Annotated in this window: 13 protein-coding genes; 1 reads left to right on the top strand and 12 read right to left on the bottom strand. The window is 54.5% G+C overall.

Features of this window, described 5'->3' with window-relative positions; genetic code table 11:
* The 9 genes from def to PAECUDRAFT_RS02260 all read right to left on the bottom strand — a co-directional run bounded on the left by def (position 1) and on the right by PAECUDRAFT_RS02260 (position 11,651).
* Positions 1 to 498: a peptide deformylase gene (def, locus tag PAECUDRAFT_RS02300; RefSeq protein ID WP_006036480.1), complete on the bottom strand. Its 498-nt coding sequence runs from the start codon at positions 496 to 498 to the stop codon at positions 1 to 3.
* Positions 499 to 565: 67 nt separating this feature from the next.
* Complete coding sequence (gene priA / locus PAECUDRAFT_RS02295) at positions 566 to 3,094, bottom strand: primosomal protein N' (protein WP_006036479.1); 2,529 nt, start codon at positions 3,092 to 3,094, stop codon at positions 566 to 568.
* Positions 3,091 to 4,314, bottom strand: a complete 1,224-nt coding sequence (gene coaBC, locus PAECUDRAFT_RS02290; protein WP_006036478.1) for a bifunctional phosphopantothenoylcysteine decarboxylase/phosphopantothenate--cysteine ligase CoaBC — start codon at positions 4,312 to 4,314, stop codon at positions 3,091 to 3,093. Before coaBC ends, priA begins: the two co-directional genes overlap by 4 nt.
* A gap of 140 nt (positions 4,315 to 4,454) precedes the next feature.
* Entirely contained in the window at positions 4,455 to 4,679 is a 225-nt protein-coding gene (gene rpoZ, locus PAECUDRAFT_RS02285; RefSeq protein ID WP_006036477.1) for a DNA-directed RNA polymerase subunit omega, read from the bottom strand.
* Between the two features lie 14 nt (positions 4,680 to 4,693).
* Positions 4,694 to 5,311 carry a guanylate kinase gene (gene gmk, locus PAECUDRAFT_RS02280; RefSeq protein ID WP_040711339.1) on the bottom strand — a complete coding sequence of 206 codons (618 nt, stop codon included), beginning with the start codon at positions 5,309 to 5,311 and terminating at the stop codon, positions 4,694 to 4,696.
* Between the two features lie 13 nt (positions 5,312 to 5,324).
* A complete protein-coding gene (remA, locus tag PAECUDRAFT_RS02275) occupies positions 5,325 to 5,585 on the bottom strand; it encodes an extracellular matrix/biofilm regulator RemA (RefSeq protein ID WP_006036475.1) in 261 nt (86 codons plus the stop codon).
* Positions 5,586 to 5,934: 349 nt separating this feature from the next.
* Positions 5,935 to 7,830 (bottom strand): bifunctional homocysteine S-methyltransferase/methylenetetrahydrofolate reductase, encoded by a 1,896-nt coding sequence (locus PAECUDRAFT_RS02270; protein WP_006036474.1) that lies wholly within the window; start codon positions 7,828 to 7,830, stop codon positions 5,935 to 5,937.
* A gap of 29 nt (positions 7,831 to 7,859) precedes the next feature.
* Positions 7,860 to 8,690, bottom strand: coding sequence for a diaminopimelate epimerase (dapF, locus tag PAECUDRAFT_RS02265; RefSeq protein ID WP_006036473.1), 831 nt, complete (start codon positions 8,688 to 8,690; stop codon positions 7,860 to 7,862).
* A 174-nt stretch (positions 8,691 to 8,864) separates the two neighbouring features.
* Positions 8,865 to 11,651, bottom strand: a complete 2,787-nt coding sequence (locus PAECUDRAFT_RS02260) for a calcium-translocating P-type ATPase, SERCA-type (protein WP_006036472.1) — start codon at positions 11,649 to 11,651, stop codon at positions 8,865 to 8,867.
* A 185-nt stretch (positions 11,652 to 11,836) separates the two neighbouring features.
* Between PAECUDRAFT_RS02260 and PAECUDRAFT_RS02255 the strand changes: the two genes are divergently transcribed.
* On the top strand, positions 11,837 to 13,591 hold the full coding sequence (locus tag PAECUDRAFT_RS02255) for an Rqc2 family fibronectin-binding protein (protein ID WP_006036471.1): 1,755 nt from the start codon (positions 11,837 to 11,839) through the stop codon (positions 13,589 to 13,591).
* Between the two features lie 103 nt (positions 13,592 to 13,694).
* Here PAECUDRAFT_RS02255 and PAECUDRAFT_RS02250 read toward each other — a convergent pair whose 3' ends face one another.
* From PAECUDRAFT_RS02250 to ssuD, 3 genes are read right to left on the bottom strand one after another with little or no spacing between them, the layout of a single operon-like run.
* Positions 13,695 to 14,522: an ATP-binding cassette domain-containing protein gene (locus tag PAECUDRAFT_RS02250; RefSeq protein WP_006036470.1), complete on the bottom strand. Its 828-nt coding sequence runs from the start codon at positions 14,520 to 14,522 to the stop codon at positions 13,695 to 13,697.
* Entirely contained in the window at positions 14,492 to 15,295 is an 804-nt protein-coding gene (locus PAECUDRAFT_RS02245) for an ABC transporter permease subunit (RefSeq protein ID WP_040710986.1), read from the bottom strand. The genes PAECUDRAFT_RS02250 and PAECUDRAFT_RS02245 overlap by 31 nt, the downstream gene beginning before the upstream one ends.
* Before the next feature lie 7 nt (positions 15,296 to 15,302).
* Entirely contained in the window at positions 15,303 to 16,448 is a 1,146-nt protein-coding gene (gene ssuD, locus PAECUDRAFT_RS02240; protein WP_006036468.1) for an FMNH2-dependent alkanesulfonate monooxygenase, read from the bottom strand.

Below are 16,448 nucleotides of genomic sequence, written 5' to 3'. Positions count from 1 at the left end.
TCACTCCCCGCTCTTCCGACGGCGAGACTGCTGCTGCGTAATGTCATATACATTTTCCGCCAAATCCGTGAAAAGAATTCCGTTCAAATGGTCGATCTCATGCTGGAACGCGCGTGCGAGGAATCCCGATGCATCTACCTCGATCGGATTGCCGTTGCGATCCTGGCCAGCCACCTTCACGCGGTCCGCACGGCTAACGTCACCGTTCAAATTCGGAATGCTTAAGCACCCTTCGGGGCCGAACTGCTCGCCTTCGCTCAACACGATAACGGGATTGACAACCTCGATCAGGCCGCTTTCTTCTTCCCCGATATCTACGACGATTACACGTTTGGAAATGCCGATCTGCGGCGCAGCAAGGCCCACGCCTTCCGCATCGTACATCGTGTCAGCCATGTCATTCAGCAGCTTATGAAGATTAGGCGTAAACTTGGTCACTTCCTTCGCCACTTCGCGAAGCACGGGATCTGGCTCTTTCACAATAATTCGAATGGACATATTCGATTCCTTCTTTCTTGGATGATTGATAATTCGCCGTATCAAGCGGCAGTGTTCAGCAATGGATTTATAAAATCATATGAGGGTCAACGTCAATCCCGAACTGTACGCCTCTGCCTTCCGAGCCTTCCATGAACGGGCGGATCGTTTCGCGTAGCAACGCTGTAGCATCAACGTTTCCACGATATTTTATCATACATTGAAAACGGTAGCGATCTTTCATCCGAGCAATCGGCGATGCGACCGGCCCAAGCACATCTAGCGCCCTCGGCCCGCTTGTGCCATCGACGCGTCCATATACGCCAGCGGCCAAAGCCGCATCTCTCAGTCGCTGGGCGAATCGGTCGCCAACCTCGGTTAACAATGGAAGCTGCTCATGGGACATCGTAACCAGAATAAGCCGGCAATAGGGCGGATACCCCATTGCCCGGCGATGCGCCAGCTCTTCCCGCACGAAAGCATCATAATCATGATGCTGCGCCGTTTGGATCGCGTAATGTTCCGGGGCATACGACTGGACGACAACCTCGCCTGGAAGCTCATGCCTTCCCGCGCGCCCCGCCACTTGCGTAAGCAATTGGAACGTACGCTCTGCCGATCGAAAATCCGGCAGATGCAGCGAAGTATCGGCAGCAACAACGCCGACAAGCGTTACATAAGGAAAATCAAGCCCTTTCGCGACCATTTGCGTTCCGAGCAGCACATCGGCTTTTCGTTCTCCGAACTGCTTCAGCAGCTTTTCGTGCGAGCCTTTCTCGGTCGTCGTGTCGACATCCATTCGAATAACGCGTATACCAGGGAACAGCTTCGCCAGTTCTTCCTCCACCTTCTGCGTTCCGGTTCCAAAAAAACGGATATGCTCGCTCTCGCAGGATGGACACGCGGACGGGGCATTCTCGGAATGGCCGCAATAATGACAGCGCAGCACCCGTGTTTTTTGATGATAGGTTAACGAAATATCGCAATGCGGACACGCCGCTGTGTAGCCGCAGGAGCGGCACATCACAAACGTCGAATACCCTCGGCGATTCAACAAAAGCACCGATTGCTCGCCGCGCTCAAGTCGGTCAGCAAGGCCTGCATATAACGTTCGACTGAACATGGAGCGATTGCCCCCTTGCAGCTCCTCGCGCATATCGACGACGGTGACCGGCGGCATAGGGCGTCCTGCGACACGGTCGGGCATAGCGAGCAGAAGCGGAGCGCCGCCCCCGGCTCCGTTATTGCCTGAAGGGCGTACGGCTGTAGCCGCAGCAAATGATTCCAGCGATGGCGTAGCAGAGCCCAATACGACGGTAGCCCCATGCTGCTTTGCCCGCATGATGGCCACGTCCCGGGCATGATATTTCGGGCTTTCCTCTTGCTTGTAGCTGGACTCGTGCTCTTCATCGATAATCATCAGCCCGATGGATTCAAACGGGGCAAAGATCGCGGAGCGAGCGCCGACAGCGACCTGTGCGCGGCGCTCACGAATTTTACGCCACTCATCATAACGTTCGCCCGTCGAAAGACGGCTGTGCAGCACAGCGACAGCATCTCCGAAGCGACCTTTGAATCGCTCCACCATCTGCGGCGTTAGCGAAATTTCCGGGACAAGCACGATGGCTTGCAGCCCTTGATCCAAGCAGCGCTGGATCGCCTGCAAATAGACTTCTGTTTTTCCGCTTCCCGTTACGCCGTGCAGCAAATATGGCTTCGGTTCACGGGCATCGATGGAAGCAACGATCCACTTCAGCACTTCCTGCTGTCCCTCTGTTAGCGGCAGCGGCTCGGTTCGCTGAAACGTACGCCCAGCGTAAGGGTCGCGCGAGGCTTCTACCTCTCGCATCGTTAGCCAGCCTTTGTCCACGAGCGCTTTCACTGTAGATCCTGTCGTGCCAGTGTCAGCAAGCAGCTTCTGCAGCGGAACCGGGCCTTCCGCATCCAGCATAAACGCGAGAACATCTCGCTGCTTGCCCGCCCGCGCAGGCCAGGCCGCAAGCGCCTCCGCCGCTCCTTCCCGATCCACGGGAGGAATGACGGTCTGCACCTTGCGAATGCTCACCTTATCCCGGATGGCTACCTGTTCCTCTAACAATCCTATTCGAATCGCTGCCTTGACATAAGCGCCTGCATCTGGGAATCGTTCACGAAGCGTATCCAGCTTGACGGGACCGCTTCGTCTCAGCCACTCTCGCAGGCCATCTGGCAGCAGCACCGCTGCAGCTGCTTCGGGCTCCTGCTCCTCGAACGACTCGCTTAACCGGACTGTTCTCTCCGCCTTCCCCTTAAGCGCAGCCGGAAGCATCGCCTGCAGCGCTGCAATCATCGTGCAGCAATATTTGACGCTAAGCCAGCTTGCGAGCTCAATCAGATCAGGCCTCAGCGGAGGAAGCGGGTCCAGCAATTCAGCGATCGGCTTGATCTTCGACATGTCAACTTCCGATGCTTCCGATGGGATGACGCCCACAACAAACCCTTGAAGCACGCGCCCGCCGAAGGGAACCCCCACTCGGCTGCCAGCCTCGACCCAGCCTTCAAGCGCCAACGGCACCTCGTAATCAAACGGCCGGTCGGTTTGCCGACTCGGCACATCAACGATGACGCGAGCGATCATCGGACTTCCTTCCCTGACTCTAAATGGGCCATTCGCTCAGCTGCTACAGCTAAAATTCGGCGTGCCGTTTCGAGCTTGGACATGAGCGGCAAGGATTCCACGATTCCAGCTTTATCATAAATGCGGATAATGTTCGTATCGGAGTTAAAGCCCGCGCCCGCTTGGCTCACATCATTGCCGACGATAAGATCGCAATGCTTGCGCTGAAGCTTGTCCATCGCATAGCGGTCCAGATCGCCCGTCTCCGCAGCGAACCCGATCAAATACTGCTTCGTTTTAAGCTCGCCAAGCGTCTGCAGGATGTCCGTTGTCTTCTCCAATTCAAGCACGAGCCGTTCCCCAGACTTCTTGATCTTCTTATCTGCACGAAAAACAGGGCGATAGTCGGCAACTGCAGCCGATTTAATGACCAAATCCGTTTGTGCATACCGTTCCAACACAGCCTCAAGCATCTCTTGCGCGGACTCCACGCGGACAAGAGCGACGCCGTCTGGCGGCAGCTCGGACGTCCTGCCCATTACGAGCGTAACCTCTGCACCTGAATCTCTGGCTGACGCAGCCAGAGCGAAGCCCATTTTCCCTGAGGAATCATTCGTCAAATAACGGACGGGATCTAGTCGTTCTATCGTTCCGCCTGCCGTAATGAGCACCTTCTTGCCTGCCAATGGCTTATGGGCGCCTTCGCGCATCATATCGCTAACGAAAGCAACGATAGACTCAGGCTCTGCTAATCGCCCTTTGGCAACATAGCCGCAAGCTAATTGCCCCGTCTCCGGCTCGATAAATCGAACGCTCCGCTCAGCCAACAGCTGAATGTTGCGAATTACAGCAGGATGGTCATACATATGTACGTTCATAGCTGGCGCAACGATAATCGGACAGGTCGCTGCCAGCAGCGTGGTACTCAGCATATCATCTGCCAAGCCATTGGCCATCTTCGCAATCGTATTCGCAGTCGCTGGCGCTACGAGCACAAGATCCGCGCGATCAGCAAGGTCAATATGGGACACGACAGACGGATCCCGCTCGTCGAACGTATCTGTATATACAGGATTGCGCGAGAGCGTCTGCAGCGTAAGCGGCGTTATAAACTGACAAGCGCCTTCGGTCATGATGACATGCACATCAAATCCGGCTTGTACGAGCTTGCTGCACAAGGCAGCTCCTTTATAGGCTGCAATTCCGCCGGTAATACCGAGTATGATCGTCTTCCCCTTCATTCGGTCATCGCTCCCTTTCGGAAAACAAAAAAATAACAACCGCAATCCGGTTGTCACTTTTTGCCGTTCTGTGCGGCCGATATATAGCGAATGTCGCGAGCTTCAGTACCGACAGCCGGACACGCTACTCCCGGCTCGTATTATCGATTCCCTTTGCTGGATGGCGGCACTTCTACCGATTCAACAATGAGCATGTCATGGTAAATCTCTTCAAGCGCAACGCCGACTTGTTTGTGCGAACGTGCATTGCGAATTTCAGGCTTAGAGCCTTCGCGAAGCATGCGCGCGCGGCGGGAAGCCGCCACGACGAGCTTATATTTGCTGTCCACTTTCTCAATCATTTCATCAATCGATGGATACAACATTCGATTCACCCCGTCTATGCTTTCTCTGAAGCTGCAGGCAATTGCGGCATGTCAGCAAGGATTCGCTTTGCTTGGCAATGCTCAGCAGTGATAATACTTTGAATTCGGTGGCAAGCAGCATCGATCTCGTCGTTAACGACGGCGTAATCGTAATGGCGAAGCAGGTTCATTTCTTCGACTGCAACCGACATCCGATGATCAATCACATCTGCATTTTCAGTTCCGCGACCTGTAATCCGCTGCCTCAGTTCCTCAAGCGATGGCGGCATCAGGAAAATAAATACGCCTTCGGGAAACTTCTGTTTCACCTTCAGTGCGCCCTGCACCTCGATCTCGAGAATAATGTCTTTGCCTGAAGCAAGAGTTCGATCGACAAAATCACGCGGCGTGCCGTAATAGTTGCCTACATATTCGGCCCATTCCAACAGCGCGTCATTCGCGATCATATCTTGAAACTGTTCCCGCGATTTAAAGAAATAGTTGATGCCGTTAATCTCGCCTTGGCGCGGATGGCGAGTCGTAGCCGATACCGAATAAATCAATTCCGGCATCCGATGCCGCAGGTTTGCGCAAACTGTGCCTTTGCCTACGCCAGAAGGGCCGGACAATACAATAAGTAATCCTCTGCTCATAATGCTCCCCGTACTATTCGTCATGATCGTCATCTTTGGCGGATAACCGATGCGCTACCGTCTCAGGCTGCACCGCCGACAAGATCACATGGTCACTATCGGTAATAATGACGGCGCGCGTCCGACGGCCATACGTCGCGTCGATCAGCATATGCCGGTCTCTTGCTTCTTGAATAATTCTCTTGATCGGTGCCGATTCCGGACTGACGATCGAGATGATTCGATTAGCGGAAACGATGTTGCCGAATCCGATATTAATAAGTTTGATAGCCATCTCTGGTCTCCCCTCCGGTCCTCCACATGCAACTGGCGAATAATAATTGGCTTGCAATAAATTCGAAACAAAATAAGCTCCAGCTGCCGGAAATGAATGGCAGAACCCCCGCACTATTATGAACGAAAATAACCGGACTCATACGTCCGCGCAACGTTCCATCCAATGCTCGCAGCTCTTGAGCGCGAACAGATGGCAACCATTGTTTCGCTTCAAAACCGACGAGAGAGCATGGCATATGCATTGTTAATCCATTTTAAAGGATTTTCATGCGACTAACAAGTGATTTTTCACAAATTCGGCTGATATCGCCGAATTTCGCCGATACCAGCCGCATTAAAGTACAAAATCATTCTCTTTTTTCATTCGTGAACCGTCCCGACTTCAGCCAAATATGCTCCGTCAACTGAACGGTCATCTCATAAAACATGAACGGCGTCATCAAGTAGATGCCGTTAAAATGCGGCATGATCGCATCGATCAGCTCGGTGGCGATTTGCACGCCTTCCGCGCGACCCGCTTCGCCTTCAAGCCCCGCCATTCGCTGCCGAACCTCGTCCGACAGCTGAATACCCGGCACCTCATTGTGCAAATATTCCGCATTGCGACCGCTTGCCAGCGGCATGACACCGATGAAAATCGGCACTTGGATATGCCCGGTCGCTTCCGCGATCCGTTCAATAAGCGCTGGATCGTACACGGGCTGCGTCATAATGTAGTCAGCGCCAGATGCAATTTTCCGTTCGAGCCGCTGCACCGCTTTGTCCAGATGCTTTATGTTAGGATTAAACGCAGCGCCAATGACGAATTTCGCTTTTTGCTTAAGCGGCTTTCCGGAGAAAGCCATGCCTTCGTTCAATTGCCGAATCATCTTGATCATCTCGAAGGAGGTCAAGTCGTAAACCGAGCTGGAGCCGGGCAAATCGCCGAAACGCGCCGGGTCACCCGTCACAGCGAGCACGTGATCGATGCCAAGCGCATCTAGTCCCATCATATGCGATTGCGTGCCGATCAAGTTGCGGTCACGGCAAGCGACGTGAATAAGCGGACGGATGCCCGCTCGTTCCTTCACAAGGGAAGCGAGCGCAATATTGCTCATGCGCGTAACAGCCAAGGAGTTATCCGCCATCGTCAGGGCATCTGCCTTAGCATCCTTAAGCGCGGCAGCGCCTTCCATAAATTTCGTAATGTCCAGATCGCGCGGCGGATCCAGCTCAACGATAACCGTGTGCCGTTGTCGAACGAGCGCAACGATGGACGGCTCCTCTGCCTCCGGCGGAGCTGCTGGCGGCACAGGCGCCGAACTCACCGATACCGACGGGCCGCTGTCATGCGGAGCTGCCGGTTTATCAAGGACTGTCGCGCCTTGTAAAGCGGGGACATAACCGTCCAGCGCAGCAGCGATGGCAGCGATATGCTCCGGCGTCGTGCCGCAGCAGCCTCCGATAACTCGGGCTCCATGATCAGCGAACCGACGCGCAGTCGCTGCGAAATATGCTGGCGTGGCCGAATAGGTGTACTGGCCGTCCACATAGTCAGGAATGCCTGCATTCGGGAACACAGAGAACGGAAGCTGGCTAGCGCCATCGAGCGCATCGATGGAACGCATAATGCCGTTCGGGCCCGTTCGGCAATTAAAGCCGACAACATCGGCCCCTTCGCCCTGAAGACGGCTGAACGCCTCGAAGAGCCTGACTCCGTCCTGCGTGCTGCCGCCGTCTTCTACGGCAAACTGGCAGATGACCGGAACATTGCTGGATTGGCGAACGGCACGAAGCGCCAGCAGCATTTCTTCCATATCCAAAAAGGTTTCCAGCAATATGCCGTCGACGCCTTCATCCAGCAGAAAACCGATTTGCTGGGACAACGCCGTTCGAACCGTAGCTGTCCGCACGCCCTTGCGTCTGGCTGCCCGGATCGGTCCAACAGCCCCAACAACATAAGCATCATGGCCGACGGATGCGCGAGCCAGGCGTACGCCAGCGCGGTTAATGAGCTCGACATCGGACTCGAGCCCATACTTGGAGAGCTTCTCGACATTCGCAGAGAAGGTATTGGTTTCAATCAGCCTAGCGCCAGCTTCATAATACCGTCTGTGCACACCGCCAATGACCTCGGGACGAAGCACATTGAATTCCTCGTAGGAAACCCCAACCGGGAATCCCATCTGATACAGGTACGTGCCCATTGCACCGTCTCCGGTCAAAATCCGATGCTGGAGCGCTTCACGCAAATCCTGTTTCATTCTTCATCCCACCTAAGCCGTTATTCCGATTAGAACGTGCCGCGGAATGCTTCAGCAGCCGGACCGGTCATGTAGACGTGGTTGTCCGCTTCGCTCCATTCAATCTGCAAATCGCCGCCTTTAAGCGATACCGTGGCTGTCCGATCGGTAAAGCCATTCAACACCGAGGAAACGACCGTTGCGCATGCGCCTGTGCCGCAAGCGAGCGTTGGGCCTGCGCCGCGCTCCCATACGCGCATATCCGTGTGCGAACGCGAGTTAACGGTAACGAACTCGACATTGATTTTGCGAGGGAACATCGGATGCGTCTCCAGCTTAGGTCCCCAAGTCAACAAATCAAAATTCGCAGCATCGTCAACATAAATAACGCAATGCGGATTTCCCATCGACACAGCCGTGAACGAGAACTCGCGCCCGTCAACTTCGATAGCATGTGCAATCACGCGGTCAGCATCAACCGTTGTCGGCACTTTAAGACCTTCCAAAATCGGCTCGCCCATATCGACGCGCACAGTCGCAACCTTGCCATCCTTCACGTTCAGCTGCACTTGCTGCACGCCTGCGCCAATCGTCTCAATCGTAATGTCAGTATTAGTCGTCAAGCCGTTGTCATACACATATTTAGCTACGCAACGAATGGCATTGCCGCATTGCTCTGCTTCCGAGCCGTCGGAGTTAATAATGCGCATTTTGAAATCAGCATTCTCGCTTGGAAGAATATATACAAGACCGTCGGCGCCAATGCCGAAAAATCGGTTACACAAATCAATCGCAAGTTGCGATACGTTCTCCGGCAGCTGTTGGTGACCGGCAAACACGATAAAATCATTTCCTAATCCATGCATTTTTGTGAATTCCATTTCAAATACTCTCCTTTAACGAATAGATGGCTATATTGTTCTATAGCATATCGTATAAGGAAACGAAAAAACATTGCTTAATTGGACGATCATTTGCACTAATCGCTTATAAAATCAGCAAAAAGCAAGCCTCCAGCAGCATGGCTAGCATACTGGCCGGAGGCTTCTTTCCCTTTATCTTGCGGTTTGGCGAGTGCTGGTTGGCGTCCATTTGGAATTCGTTTTTTTGCGGTTCGAGCTTAATACGCTGCCGATCCCCATCACGAACGTCGGAATGCCGGCTGCGACGAAAACCAGGCACCATTCGCGCAGGTCAAGCGGAACCGTCTTGAACACCGGCTGGAGCGGCTTCAGATAAAGCACGCCCAGCATGAGGATAAGCGACGAGAGAACCGCCAGCACCAAATATTTGTTTTGCAAAATATTGCGATGGAAGATGGAGCGCGAGCTCCGGCAGTCGAACACATGAATTAATTGCGCAAGCACGAGTGTTGCGAATGCGACGGTCTGTGCAAGCACAAGCTGCTGCGGGTCGTTCGGCGCCTTGGCGAGCGTCAGCCAGAACGCGCCCAGCGTACAAACGCCGATCAAGATGCCGCGGCTAATGATTTTCCAGCCCAGCCGCCTTGCAAAAATGCTTTCGGTCGATGAACGAGGCTTCTGCTTCATCAAATCCTTCTCCGCCTGATCGACGCCAAGCGCCATCGCTGGCAAGCCATCGGTCACCAGATTGACCCATAGAATCTGGATTGGGATGAGCGGCAGCGGCAGCCCCGCCATCATGGCGAGGAACATCGTCAGGATCTCGCCGACATTCGATGCGAGCAGATAGCGGATGAATTTTCGGATGTTTTCGTAAATGTTCCGGCCTTCTTCAATCGCCGCTACAATCGTCGAGAAGTTGTCGTCACTTAAAATAAGCGAGGACGCTTCCTTCGAGACATCCGTACCCGATATGCCCATCGCAATTCCGATATCTGCCGCCTTAATGGCAGGAGCGTCGTTCACGCCGTCGCCTGTCATGGCAACGACATGCCCCTGGCGCTGCAGCGACTTGACGATCCGAAGCTTGTGCTCTGGCGATACGCGTGCGTAAACATAGATGTTGTCCGACAGCCGGTCGAGCTGATCGTCATCCATATTCGAGAGCTCGCGCCCGCTCACCGCTATGCCGCCGCGCGGCATAATGCCGAGCTGATGCGCAATCGCTTCTGCCGTAAGCTGATGATCGCCTGTAATCATAACGGTCTTGATGCCAGCGCGGCGGCAGGTTGCAATCGCATCTCTCGCCTCCTTGCGCGGCGGATCGATCATCCCCGACAAGCCTGCGAACACCAGCTGTGACTCCGCCTCCGCTGACGTTGTGCAGCGATCATGCGGCCGGAGATCCCGGTAAGCAAAGCCGAGGACGCGCAGCGCAGAGGATGCCATCGATTCTGCCGCCTCCGACACCTTGCGCTTGAGCGTAGACGTGAAGGGCACGACCTTGTCGTCCCAAAGCACATAAGCGCACTGCTCGAGCAGCACATCGGGCGCCCCTTTGGCGCATAACAGCTTGCCGCCTTGATGGGCAACGACGACCGACATCCGTTTCCGATCCGAATCGAACGGGAACTCTGCCACCCGTTTATACAGAGGCTCAAGCGTTTTAGCTGCCAAGCCAAGCTTGGTCGCCAATACCGTAAGCGCGCCCTCCGTCGGGTCTCCTTTAAGCTCCCATTCCTCTTTCATCTCGGTTCCTTTTTTCCGTTTGCCTTCCTCCGTATCGACAGCGCGTACGATTTCCGCGTTATTGCAAAGCGCAGCAATTTGCAGCAGCCGGCGAAGCGACTGGTCATGCTTCGGATCGACGGGCTTGCCCTGCTCCAGCGCTTCGCCTGACGGCTCATAGCCCTCGCCTGTAATATCGATGGAACGTCCGCCGAACCATACTTGTTTTACCGTCATTTTGTTTTGCGTCAACGTACCTGTCTTATCCGAGCAAATGACCGAAGCGCAGCCTAGCGTCTCGACGGATGGGAGCTTTCGGACGATCGCCTTCCGTTTGATCATCCGCTGAACGCCGAGCGCAAGCGCAATCGTAACGATAGCCGGGAGCCCTTCCGGTATAGCCGCCACGGCCAAGCTTACGCCCGCAAGGAACATGCCGTAAGCCGGCTGTCCGTGCATGATGCCTGCTACGACGACAAGCACCGTTAAAGCGACCGCAACGATTATCAGGATTTTGCCCAACTGCTCCAACCGCCGCTGAAGCGGGGTTTCCATCTCCTCGGTATTTTGAATGAGGTTGGCGATCCGCCCCATTTCAGTTTCCATTCCGGTTCGAATGACAACGCCTCGTCCCGTTCCGCCCGTCAGCATCGTACCCATAAAACCGATATTGCGCTGGTCGCCTAGCGGCAAATCCTCCTCAGCTATTACATCAGCGTGTTTCCCGACAGGGACGGATTCTCCCGTCAGCGCGGATTCCTCTGCATAGCAGCTGTTCGCTTGTACGAAACGAATATCTGCCGGCACGCGGTCTCCGCTTTCCAGCAGGATCAAATCGCCGGGCACAAGCGTATTAGCTGGAACCGTAACGGATTGACCGCCGCGAATCGTTTTGGCAGTAGGCGCGGACAATGCCTTGAGCGCGCGAAGCGATCGTTCCGCACGAAATTCTTGAACAAAACCAAGCACGGCGTTTAGCACGATAATCGCCACGATCGTAACTGCATCCAAATATTCGCCCAGAAGTCCGGATATGAGCGTTGCCCCCATAAGAATCAGCACCATAAAATCTTTGAATTGATTCAAAAACAGCAGTAGTGGCGATACGCGGGCTCCTTCCGACAACTCATTAAGCCCGTACTGCTGCAGACGCTCCGCAGCGGTTGACTCGGTCAGTCCATGGTCAACATCGCAGCCTAGCGACTGGGTGAGCGACTCCATCTTCAATTGATGCCATTTGTTCTGCTCCATGCTAATTTTCTCCCTCCCACTTAGCCGATCGCCGACTGGGTCTTGCCGCAGACGGACAGCCTTCCTGCCTCCAATCTATTCGGACAAACCGCAAATTATCCCAGTTGCGGACTTAAGTTTTTCGTTCGACTATGGCATGATAGAGAAGCATGATTCTAAAGACATACCTAAAGGAGATTTATCCCATGGCATTGGATGGCATCGTTATACGTGCCGTCGTGCACGAGCTCCAGTCTTGTGTAGGCGGCCGCATTCATAAAATTCATCAACCAAACCCTCATGATCTCGTTCTGCAAATTCGCGGGGGCGCGAACCCGGGCAAGCTCCTTCTCTCGGCTAACCCGACCTATCCTCGCGCGCATTGGACAGAAGGTACATATGTCAATCCGTTGGAAGCGCCGATGTTCTGCATGCTAATGCGCAAATATTGCGAAGGGGCCGTCATCGAGGCCATAAGTCAGCCCGGGCGCGAACGCGTCCTGCATATCGATGTCCGCCAGCGCGATGAGCTTGGCGACCTGTCGTATAAGCGCATTATCGTGGAGCTGATGGGACGCCACAGCAACATTATTTTGCAGGACCCTGCGACAGGGACGATCCATGACGGCATTCATCATGTCACGCCAGCGCTAAGCAGCTATCGCATCGTCATGCCTGGCGCGCCTTACACGCCGCCGCCCGAGCAGCACAAAGCAGATCCGATCGAGGTGCACAGCAAGGATGCGTTCACGTCCGCTTATCTTGCAGCGGAGTCCGCCAGTTCGCCTGACAAACGACTCGTTCAAGCGTTTAGCGGCCTGAGCCCGCTCCTCGCAGGCGAAATCGTACACCGTGCTGGCCTGAACGTGGTCGATGCAGACGATAGCGAAGCGACGGTCGATGCGCTATGGCGCGCCTTTGACGGCATGATGGCGCCGCTTCGTACGCATGGCTATACGTCTGAAATCGTAACGACCGAGCAGGGCAAATCCTATTTCTCCGTCGTGCCGCTAACTCGTTTCGATGGGGAGCGCCAATCGTTTGACTCGATCAGCCGATGCCTAGAAGCTTACTACGGAGAAAAAGCCGGACGCGACGCCGTGAAACAGCGTGCTGCAGACCTGCTGAAATTCGTTCAAAACGAAATCGCGAAAAACAAAACCAAGCTGGATAAGCTCCATGAGACGGTCGAGGATGCTAAAGGCGCAGATCAGTATCGCGTGCTTGGCGAGCTTCTTACGACCTACATGCATGCGGCGGGCAAAGGCGATCGTTCGATCGAGGTCATCAACTACTACGAGGAGACGCAGCCAACGATCAGAATCGAGCTAGATCCGCTGCTTACGCCTTCAGAGAACGCCCAGCGTTATTTCCGCAAATATAATAAGCAGAAAAACAGCCTGCAGACCGTCGAAGAACAGATTAAGTTGACCGAGAATGAAAACGCCTATCTCGAACAGGTGCTGCAGCAGCTCCATACGGCAGCGCTGCAGGATTTGCAGGAAATTCGCGACGAACTTGTGGAGCAGCAATATTTGCGCGATCGCAGCAAAAAGGGGACAAAAAAGAAAAAAACGTTAAAGCCTTCGCTTCTGTGCTATACGTCGTCTGAAGGGTTCCCGATCTACGTTGGCAAAAATAATACGCAAAACGAGTACTTAACGAACAAGCTGGCGGCTGCTTCGGATACATGGCTGCATACGAAAGACATTCCCGGCTCGCACGTCGTCATTCGAAGCGAAAGCTTCGGCGAAGCCACGCTGCAGGAAGCCGCTATGCTTGCCGCTTATTACAGCCAAGCGCGTGAGTCAAGTCAGGTGCCTGTCGATACGACGCTCATCCGTTATGTCCGGAAACCCAATGGCGCTAAACCGGGATTCGTTATTTACGATAAGCAGAAGACGATCTTCATCACCCCGGATGAGCAGCGGATTCGCAGCCTCCCGCATGTAGTGAAATAGCTGCAAGCGAAGCGGCGGCTCCATTGAATTGTGAAAATGAAACCAAACAAATGGCGGTACAGGGCTCACAATCGAGCCTTGTACCGCCATTTTAATGCAGCAATCAAATCGAAAAACCATCGCGTTCGTTCGCTGGCGGACGTCTTTCCAGCACACGATTCAAGATCAGGCTCTCGTAATGGGCAAAGCTGCTGTCCTTCTCCCGGGGCCGCGCCAATGTAATCGATTGATCATGGGATATTGTACCGCTCTCCACCAACACGACGCGATCCGTCAGCGCAACCGCCTCGCCGACATCATGCGTCACGAGAATGGCGGTAAATTTCCTTTCCTGCCACAGCCGCTCGATAAGCTGCTGCATTTCAATCCGGGTTAGCGCGTCCAAAGCGCCCAGCGGCTCGTCAAAAAGCAGCAGGCTTGGGTCACCAGCTAGCGCGCGAGCGAGCGAAACGCGCTGCTTCTGCCCGCCGGACAGCACGCTCGGCCACTCCTTCTCGCGATCCGCGAGACCGACAAGCGCGAGCGCCTCCCTCGCTTTATCGCGATCGCCATCCGGCACGCCAATCCGAACGTTGTCGAGCACCGTTTTCCACGGCAGCAGCCTTGCATCCTGGAACATGACCCGTACATCCGGCCTTAAGCCCGATGTGGCAGCGCCATCGAAACGTACCGTTCCTTTAGCCGCTGTTTCAAGTCCTGCGATTAGTCGAAGCAGCGTGCTTTTGCCGCAGCCGCTTCTTCCCACAACGCCAAGGAATTGGCCAGCCGGAATCGATAGGTTCAAATTCCGCAGCACCTCAAGCTCGCCGAATTGGACCTGCGCTTCCTGAATGTCGATATGAATGCCTCCAGTGGCAGCGTTCCGTTGAGGCAGCTTAGCGGGAAGCTCCAGCTGTACGCCTATTTTCCCTTGCGATAATGCGGGTGCCATTGCAGCCAACTCCTCTCCATCACCTTAGCAATCCAATCCGACAGCTTGCCGAGCAAGGCATAAATCACGATGCTGAGGACAACGATATCCATTTGGAAAAATTCTCTCGCATTCATGGCCATATATCCGATTCCGCTATTAGCTGAGATCGTTTCGGAGACAATTAACGTAATCCACATAATGCCAAGCGCAAACCTCAAGCCTACCAATATCGACGGCAGCGCGCCGGGAAAAATAATCGTGCGAAACAGCGAAAATCCACGCAAGCCATAGGTGCGACCCATCTCGATTAAACCGGGGTCGACAGCACGTATGCCGTGCAGTGTGTTTAAGTAGATCGGAAAAGCAACGCCGAGCGCGACGAGAAAAATTTTACCCTGCTCGCCAATGCCGAACCACGCAATAATTAGCGGAATAAGGGATAAGTGCGGGATCGTCCGAATCATTTGGATACTGGAATCGGTAAGCTTCTCGAAAAGCGGCAGCAAGCCATTGATAATCGCCAAGGCGAACCCGATGCCCCCGCCAATCACGAAGCCGAGCAGCGCCCGCCGGGAGCTGTCTCCAATGTATACGAACAGATCGCCGTTTCGCACAAGCTTAATCCCCGCTTCGACAACAGCTACCGGAGTCGGCAAAATTCGCTGTGAGATCAAGCCCGCACTGACGAACCATTGCCACAACACGACGACCACGGCCGGAATGAGCCACTCGAGTCCTATATTTTGATACGCTTTACGCTTATTTATCGCTGCTGGACTCTTCACATTCATCCCCTCCTTAGCTGACCGGCGCCCGCTCGGACGGCTTGATCGAATTCGCAATTAACTCGCCGAACGGACTTGTCGAAGTTGGGCCTTCCGCCTGCGGAATATGGTTTAAAGGCAGCAGTGGGAATACCAATTCGGCGAAACGGTACGCTTCTTCCAGATGAGGATAACCCGATAAAATGAACGTATCGATGCCTAAATCCGCATATTGCTGCATGAGCGCCGCTACCTGTTCGGGACTGCCTACCAGTGCCGTACCCGCACCGCCGCGAACAAGCCCGACGCCAGCCCACAGATTCGGGTAGATTTCCAGCTGCCCGCGGTCGCCGCCATGAAGGCGGGACATCCGCTTCTGCCCTTCTGAATCGTAACGGCTGAACACCTTACTCGCCGCCTCAATCGCCGCATCGTCTACCTTACTGATGAGCCGATCGGCTTCGCGCCAAGCTTCCTCCGACGTTTCTCTTACGATGGCATGCAACCGAATGCCGAAGCGGACTGTTTTGCCCTGTTCTGCGGCTTTATGTCGAACCTGCTCAATTTTCTTGGCTACCTCATGCGGCGGCTCGCCCCATGTCAGATACACATCGATATGATCCGCTGCCACTTGAATCGCTGCAGTCGACGAACCACCGAAATAAAGTGGAGGATAAGGACGCTGCGTCGGCGGATAGAGCACCTTTCCTCCCTCAACCTTCAAATGCGCGCCCTCGAAATCGACCGTCTCGCCCGCTAATTCTCGACGCCAAATATCCAAAAACTCAGACGTCAGATCATAGCGCTCATCATGACTCAAGAACACGCCGTCGCCCGCCAGTTCAACGGGATCTCCACCCGTTACCACATTGACGAGAAGCCGTCCACTCGACACCCGATCGAATGTTGCCGCCATTCTTGCGGATAAGGTAGGCGACATTAAGCCCGGACGAATCGCGACAAGAAATTTTAACCGTTCGGTTACCGGGATAAGGGAAGACGCAACCACCCATGCATCCTCGCACGAGCTGCCTGTCGGGATCAGCACGCCCTCGTAGCCAAGCCGATCAGCCGCTTGCGCGACCTGCTGCATATATTTAGCATCGACGGCGCGCGCTCCTTCTGCAGAGCCCAAATAGCGTCCATCGCCGTGTGTTGGAATAAACCAGAAGACTTCCAT

Source organism: Paenibacillus curdlanolyticus YK9 (assembly GCF_000179615.1).
Classification (GTDB): Bacteria; Bacillota; Bacilli; order Paenibacillales; family Paenibacillaceae; genus Paenibacillus_T; species Paenibacillus_T curdlanolyticus.
Note: the sequence above shows the minus strand (reverse complement) of the source record. Positions and strands in the feature narration are given on the sequence as shown.